This is a genomic window from Coprobacter sp., from assembly GCF_982436375.1.
Genome location: NZ_CEWDCG010000149.1, coordinates 1 through 7853 on the forward strand (window position 1 = coordinate 1; position 7853 = coordinate 7853).

7 protein-coding genes are annotated in these 7853 nt (G+C 39.1%); all 7 read right to left on the reverse strand.

The features are described 5' to 3' along the window. Window positions 1–12: 12 nt before the first annotated feature. Window positions 13–228 (reverse strand): Imm17 family immunity protein, encoded by a 216-nt coding sequence (locus AC1WHX_RS08830; RefSeq protein ID WP_022601091.1) that lies wholly within the window; start codon window positions 226–228, stop codon window positions 13–15. 64 nt (window positions 229–292) lie between these two features. Beyond that, window positions 293–718, reverse strand: a complete 426-nt coding sequence (tsaE, locus tag AC1WHX_RS08835; protein ID WP_270213959.1) for a tRNA (adenosine(37)-N6)-threonylcarbamoyltransferase complex ATPase subunit type 1 TsaE — start codon at window positions 716–718, stop codon at window positions 293–295. A 14-nt stretch (window positions 719–732) separates the two neighbouring features. After that, complete coding sequence (gene porX, locus AC1WHX_RS08840; protein ID WP_009318580.1) at window positions 733–2274, reverse strand: T9SS response regulator signal transducer PorX; 1542 nt, start codon at window positions 2272–2274, stop codon at window positions 733–735. A 5-nt stretch (window positions 2275–2279) separates the two neighbouring features. Next, a complete protein-coding gene (porW, locus tag AC1WHX_RS08845; protein ID WP_270213956.1) occupies window positions 2280–5057 on the reverse strand; it encodes a type IX secretion system periplasmic lipoprotein PorW/SprE in 2778 nt (925 codons plus the stop codon). Between the two features lie 78 nt (window positions 5058–5135). Further along, window positions 5136–5957: a metal ABC transporter permease gene (locus AC1WHX_RS08850; protein ID WP_009318582.1), complete on the reverse strand. Its 822-nt coding sequence runs from the start codon at window positions 5955–5957 to the stop codon at window positions 5136–5138. 28 nt (window positions 5958–5985) lie between these two features. Then, the gene (locus AC1WHX_RS08855) at window positions 5986–6408 is read right to left on the reverse strand and encodes a phospholipase (protein WP_270213955.1); all 423 of its coding nucleotides are present in this window, start codon (window positions 6406–6408) and stop codon (window positions 5986–5988) included. Window positions 6409–6423: 15 nt separating this feature from the next. Then, window positions 6424–7647: a 3-phosphoshikimate 1-carboxyvinyltransferase gene (aroA, locus tag AC1WHX_RS08860; protein WP_302545030.1), complete on the reverse strand. Its 1224-nt coding sequence runs from the start codon at window positions 7645–7647 to the stop codon at window positions 6424–6426. Between the last annotated feature and the right edge of the window lie 206 nt (window positions 7648–7853).

Sequence of the window (7853 nt, forward strand, 5' to 3'; positions counted from 1 at the left end):
AGTGGAAGGAAATCAATTAATTTCGATATATACAGAAATAGCCATTATCCAAATAAGTGTTCCCAGTATTATATAAAAAATACGGGCACCTGTCCGTTTAAATAGGCGAACGAAGATTTTTCCGTTGTTGGTATTAAAAAACCAATTCCAATTTGCGATAGCGGCACATATCGATAATGTACCTAAGCAAGCGAAGAAAATAGAGATGATATATTTACTGATAATCATTATTGAATTGAGTAATGTGAGGATTGCAATCTTGTATTTATTGTTCGGATTGACGGTAAAAGGATTATTCAAGCTCTTCGCTGGTTACGCTTCGACTTCCGTCTTCATTTTCGGTGATAATGATATTGGCACAGTCTCCGGGTAACAAGTCTTCTATTTTCTCAGGCCATTCGATAAAACAGAGAGCTCCGCTATAAAAGTAATCTTCATATCCGAAATCATAAGCTTCTTCGGGTTTATTGATCCGGTAGAAATCGAAATGGTAAATGAGTTCTTCGGTTGCCGAGCGATATTCGTTAACAATAGCGAAAGTCGGGCTATTTATTACATCTTCGACACCGAGTTCCTCACATATAGCCTTGATAAAAGTTGTTTTTCCGACACCCATTTTCCCTCGAAAAGCAAATACGGTGGTGTCTCCCATTCGAGAAATAAACTCTCGTGCAGCCTCTCTGATGTTATCTAAATTATTAATTGTAATGGTTTGCATAGACTGTTTGTTTATTATTTTTTTGACAATGTTATAAAAGGAATCATCATTTCCTCCATTGAAATACCTCCGTGTTGGAAAGTATCTTTATAATATCCTACATAGTAGTTGTAGTTGTTTGGGTAAGCTAAAAAATCCCGGTTCGTTGCAAAAATATAGGTCGAACTTACGTTCGGAGACGGAAGTCCGAACCGGTTAGGATTCTTGATTTCGTAAACCTGTTTAGAATTATAACTCATATTTTTGCCGACCTTATAGCGCAAATTCGTGTTCGTATTGCGATCCCCTATTACTTTGATCGGATTATCTACATTGATTGTTCCGTGATCGGTAGTCAATATGATTTTATAGTCGGTTTCGGCTATTCTTTTAAAAAGGTCGAGTGCCGATGAATGTTTGAACCATGATTCTGTAAGAGAGCGATATGCCGCATCTGTAGAAGCTAATTCCCGTATCATTTTCGATTCGGTACGGGCATGAGACAGCATATCTACAAAATTGAGTATGCAAACATTCAATTGATTTCGTTCTAATTGAGCAAAATTTTGAATCAACTTATCTCCGAATTGCGATTCGTTGATTTTATTATAGGAAAAACTGTATTTTTTACGAAAACGATCTATCTGGGTCTGAATTAACGGAGCTTCATTTAAATTCTTTCCTTCCTCCTCATCTTCATCTACCCAAAGCTCCGGAAACATTTTTGATATCTTATCCGGCATCAATCCCGAGAATATTGCGTTTCGGGCATATTGAGTCGCGGTGGGCAGAATGCTGAAATAGAGTTCTTCATTGAATGTATAATATTCGTTAAGTAGTGGTTTTATCATTCTCCATTGATCGAGCCTGAAATTATCGATCAGGATTAAAAATATTTTTTCTCCTTGGTCCAATAATGGGAATATTCTGTTTTTAAATAGTTCGTGGCTCATTAACGGATGCTCGTCTGTGGTGACCCATTTTTCATAGTTTTTCTTTATGAATTTCGTAAAAGCAGAATTGGCTTCGGTTTTTTGCATTCTCAGCAAATCACCCATATTACTGTCGGTCTCTTCGAGTTCGAGCTCCCAAAATACTAATTTTTTATATACCTCGTACCAGTCTTCCCATGAGAATGAATCGTTGATTTGGGAACTGATTTTATTAAATTCTTGCTGATACCCGGAAGTGGCTTTTTCCGAGATGATTTCTTTTTGATAAAGATTCTTTTTGATAGATAGCAGTATTTGATTCGGATTTACAGGTTTTATCAAGTAATCGGCTATCTTGTTGCCAATGGCTTGAGTCATGATATTTTCTTCTTCGTTTTTTGTAATCATGACTACTGGCACATCAGGATTCGTCTCCTTGATTCGGCTGAGAGTCTCCAATCCGCTCAATCCGGGCATATTTTCGTCCAGTATAATCAAGTCGAAATGCTCTTTCTCCGACATTTCCAAAGCATCTCGTCCATTGGAAACCGTAATGACTTCATAACCCTTTTGCTTCAAGAAAAGGATATGAGGTTTTAATAAATCTATTTCATCGTCTGCCCAAAGTATTAGTTCGTTTCTCATACTATTTATTGGTCTTGCTCAAGAAAATGAAAATATTCATCGAAACTCCTGCCCTCGAGCAGTAACTTGAAGTTCGATTCGCTAATCATTACCGGTCTGACGGTATCGGGAAATTTCAGTCCTTTTTCACTGCCGATCATACGACGATAAAGAGTTAGTTCGTCAAAGTTATTAAATCCTTTGACAACAAGCATACTAATTTCGTTAAAGGAGATTATTTCCAGATCAAAATCCTTAATCAAAAAGTTTGAAAAATTATATTTTGCGACATCGAATAATAATTGGTTCGAAGATACACTATCTGTCGGATATACCAAAACGAGCAGGTGTGGTGATTCTTTATCCATTGTGAACGGAGCTATCGAGTCTGTTGCCATTCCGGTAGAATCGTTAGCCATATTGTTTCCTAAGCGGACTTCCCAAATATTGGATTTCCCTGTTCCGGACACTACCGATTTGCCTTGTGCAATACCTTTCAGCATATCTGTAGCCAAAGGACTGACATCCTCGGTCGGATATTTCTCCAGCAGTTCTTTCAGTCCGTTTTTGAATTCGTCTATCTTCTTTTCGTTTACATAAGCAAGAGCATCTACCAGCATAAATTTCGGCATCAGTTTTGATAGCGGATAAGTCTTTTTCATGTACTGATATAACTCGTGTACGTCACCGTTTCTGTTTTCCAGATAAGCTTGGTATGTTTTATTGTATATGGAATCTTGCATAGAGTCCATTTTTCTCAAATTATCGAGGTAGTTCGGGTCTGCTAACGCTATAGCATATTTACTTTCCGGAAAATCTTTTATAATACGATTCTTATAACTATCTGCCATAGTTATATCACCTAATTGCATATATATCAGATAAGTATTATAATAGGCTTCAAGGCGGAAATCATTTTGGGGGAATTGGTTATCGAGGCGGTTGAACGCATCTAATGAGGCATCGAAATCTCCCAATTGATTTTTCAAAATGATTCCCATGTTGAAAAGTCCGTCGGCAATTATTTCGTTCGATGTAGCAATATCCTCCGGAGTTAACGGAAGTTGTTGTATATAGAATTCCGGTTTATGCGGATCATTGCTTGCTTCGTTAAGTTGTGTCGTATCGGATGCGGCTGTATCATCCGTTATTTCGGTTTCTCCCTCTTCATTTTCCAAATCGGCGGTTTCATCGTTTCCGGTCAGGTCGTCCATAGAGAAAGAAGCTTTATCGCGTCGACGCCAGTCGTCTTCCAACTTTCTGCGTCCCCATTTCCGTTGGAATTCTGTTTTACCGGCAGATACTAAAGCCGGATTATAAAAATACCAGGCATTGCTTCCGTTACCGAGGTTCATGTTCGGTATCGTTGGCTGTTGAGCTCCGCCCTGATTCCCGAATTGAGGGATATTTCCTTGCTGTTCTGCAAGGTATGCCTCTTTTTTGGCTTCTTCTTCAGCTCTTTTTTCGGCGGCGATAAGATCGTCTATTTTTTGCTGGATAATCTTCATTCTCTCAGGTTCGGGCAGTGCTGCCAATTGCTGCAGACTGTCTTGTAATTCTACGTTTTGTGCATGGATTGCCAGTTCATCCAATACTTCAGAACGTTTTACCAATTGTGCATAGTCCGGGTATGTCTCGTCAATCAAGGGTATTGCTTCGGCGTAACAAGGTTGAGCTTTAGTGTATTTACGTTGGTTGAAGTAAATGTTTCCCAAAGTTAGTTGGCTGATAGCTTTTTCGATACCTTCACGGGTGCTTTTCTGTGCAGCGAGGATATAGTTTTTTATAGCATTTGTCGTATCTTGACGTGAAAGATATAAATTTCCTAAAGCATAATATATTTGATCTAAGTAATCCTTGTTTTTCGGGCTTTTGGTCATTTTATTCAGAGTTTTCACTATCTTTTCAATATCACCTCCCGGAAATACTTCGGTTTGCTTTATTCTGGCGTTCAGCTCGGTTCTATAAGGCGGGCTCATTTTTATCACTTTACCGAAAGTCTGATAAGCCGCTTGATTATCATTAGTCAAAGCATAAAGTTGTGCCAACAGAAAATTCATCCGTATTTTCTGGGCTTTTTTACTTTCTGCTTTTATTGCTGTTTGCAGATACGGAATTGCTTGTTTATATTCTCCGTTACGTATTAAAAAGTCTGCATTTACGGTAGAAAACCAATTGTTAAGTTTAGAAGGAAGACCGTCGTTGTTGATTTTCTGCAAAACATCTTCAGCTTCGTACATCCAGCCCATTTCAAGATAGCAACGGGCAAGCCATATTCTGGACTCTGCGATCAGATCGGGTTTCCATGTAAAATGGCGAGTAATATAAATAAACGTTGCCGAGGCGGCAAGAAAGTCTCCTTTATAAAATTGGGCTTTCCCCATGAGCAGCCATGCATTATGGATAAAAGGATTGAATTCTCCTCTTTTTACATATTCCCTGTATTTGGGATCATGCATTTTATTTTGATTCCGTTTCGGTTTTTTTTGAATAGAGTGCAATTTTATTGCTTTTTGGCATTTTTCTATGGTACGGTCGAAACTTCCGTTCGGTTTGGTTTCTTTAGGATTTCCGTATGCGCTGACCGGATGCATGTGTACTAACCGGGTAAAGTTATCTTCATAATTGCTCTCCATGTTTTTCAACTGTTCTTTATAATTTTCTATACCGTTAAAATAGACATTATAACGGGTAGTCATAGCCTGGTAAGAACGGCTCAGTTTTGTGTTTTTCTTTACCGAACATGAAAAAACGGTAAACAGGCACAATGCAATAGAAGCGATATGGAGATAGATTCGTCTCAAATGTAATCTTATGATTAAAAGTTCCTATTAAAATAAACCTGTAAAATGTTGTTTTATTGTTTTCAAAATGTAAAAAACTCAATACCGGGATTTTCGTAAACGACTGCCCCATACCGACATTCTCGCCATCCCATAAAAAATTACTAATATAAATACGATACAAGCTCCTGCCGGGACATTAATATAGTAGGAAATTACGAGTCCGGTTATTCCTGACAGGATACTTAATATGATCGAACTGTAAATGATCTGTTTATATCGGTTAAAGAACAGATCGGATATCATTTGCGGTACAGTGAGTAGGGACATTAACAGCATGATGCCGACTAAACGGATTGTGAGAACTACGCAAACCGATACCAAAAATGTCATGCCGTATTCTATCAGACGTACGTGAAGCCGACGGGTTGCCGCAAAATCCCGGTCGAAAGCCGTATATACGATATGTCGGTAGAATAGTATGAATACGAGAATTAATCCGGCTGTATATAGTGAAAACAGAATTAAATCTGCATGGGTTATGGTCAGAATATTGCCGAAAAGAAATTCGCTTAATTCCGGTGTATATCCCGGTGTCATAAAGATGCAGATGATACCGATAGCCATCCCTAATGCCCAGAACGCTGCGATTGCGGAGTCTTCACGAACCCCGTTTCTTCGAGACATCCATTCTACTCCCAGTGCGGATAGTACAGCAAAAAATAAAGCAGATAAGGTCGGACTGATTCCGAGAAAAAATCCGAGTCCCAACCCTCCGAAGGAGGCGTGGGTGATACCTCCCGTAATAAATACCATACGACGAGTAACGATATAAGTCCCTATAATGCCTCCGGCCAGACCAATCAGAATGACTGCGAATAAAGCATTCTGAAAAAAAGTATATTGTAATATGTCCGACATGATCTTATTCAAAAAAAGGATGAAAATATCAGGATTTTTCTCTCCGTTCTCCTACAATGAGCAGAACTTCGTCTTTTAACGGGTCGGGCAGTTCTATTTCTCGAAGTTGGAGACTTCTGACCCATCCGGCAACCTCTTCACTGCGGAGCGTATATAATACTTCTCCGAACTCGGCAATTTCGGCAGTACTATAACTGTCGGAATGGCGGCCTTTGAAAACATCAAGTTCTTCGTCATTGTAATATTCTATATTTTTGCTTACTGCAGCAAGTAAGCTTTCTTTTTCGCAAATTTCGTGCATTCCGCAACATTCGGAATCATTTGTTTGCGAAGATTGCGGTTTTGGAATTTCTCCCGATTCGATTTTTTGTTTTAGTTTCCGTTTATAACGTTTATCCAACCATGCGGAAACGAATCCTAAAATAATGATGGATGCTATTATATATAACATTTTCTATTTTTAGTTTTATTGTTCCCGTATATCAAATCCGGCGCTTTTCATATCGTCCCAGAAAGAAGGGTACGATTTGCTGACGACTTCCGGATGATTGATTCGGATTCCCGAATGTATGAATGCAGCCGGAGCGAAAGCCATGGCCATACGGTGATCTTCATATGTGTCGATCGAAACCGAGCTTCCTGTTTCGCAACGTTCTCCGTTCCATTCAAGAATAGAATCTCGTATATCGTTGATCACATAACCCAATTTTTTTAGTTCCCGTTTTAATGCTTCGATACGGTCGGTTTCTTTGATCTTGAGAGATTGTAATCCGGAAAATCGAAACGCTATGTTTTTAAACGCGCAAGTTGTTACTAAAGTTTGTGCCAGATCGGGTTGATCAGAGAGATCGAGCGTCAATTTTTTGCATCGCTCGCCATTGTGCCTGAGTTTTATTCCGCTTTCTGTGTATTGGGTACTTATTCCTAAGGGAACGAAAAAATCGGTTATTCGTGAGTCTCCTTGTACGCTGTTTTTTTGTAACCCTTCTAATTCTATCTCGGCTGAAGGAGATAAAGACGCAATTTCATACCAGTAAGATGCTGCAGACCAGTCCGATTCTACTTTGAATGCGATAGGTCTATATTCTGCCGGGGCTATGCGAATGACATTTCCGTTCCATTGAGCAGTAACGCCGAACTGTTTCATCATTTGCAATGTCATGAGGATGTACGGCTTCGAAATAATATTTCCGGAGAGAGTAAGCGTCAATCCTGCTTTCATGTAAGGTGCGATCATCAGAAGGGCAGAAATGTATTGGGAACTGACATTCCCGTTTAGACTTAATTCCCCGCCTTCTAAAGCGCTTCCGAAAATCCGGAGAGGAGGATAACCTTCTTTTTCTATGTATTCGATACGGGCACCTAATGAACGAAGGGCGTCGACCAATAGCCCTATGGGCCTTTGTCTCATCCGTTCGGATCCTGTAATTACCCATTCTCCCACGATTTTAGATAAAAATGCCGTCATGAATCTCATTGCCGTACCTGCGGCATGGATATCGAAATGGTTGTCATTCGATTCTAACGCTTTTACCATTACTCGCGTATCATCGCAATCCGATAAGTTTTGGATGTTATATGGGCTGTAACTTAATGCATTTAATATCAAAGCCCGGTTACTTATACTTTTCGATGCCGGAAGTTGTATTGTTACCCGGCAAGAGGAAGGTGCGGTTATTTGGATATTCATGTCATTTTTTCTTATCAATTCGTGCAAAAATAGCGAAAAATAAGACAATATCGATCCCTTGAAGAATGATTCTTGTAAAAAGCCGTGAATTTTACAAGACCAATCCAAAGGGGAGAGTACATTTAGATTAGTTGTATTCTGAATCCGAAAGAAAGACTTAACCTACATTATTCATAGTGGATTCATTTCAGGTTATCAAAACAGAT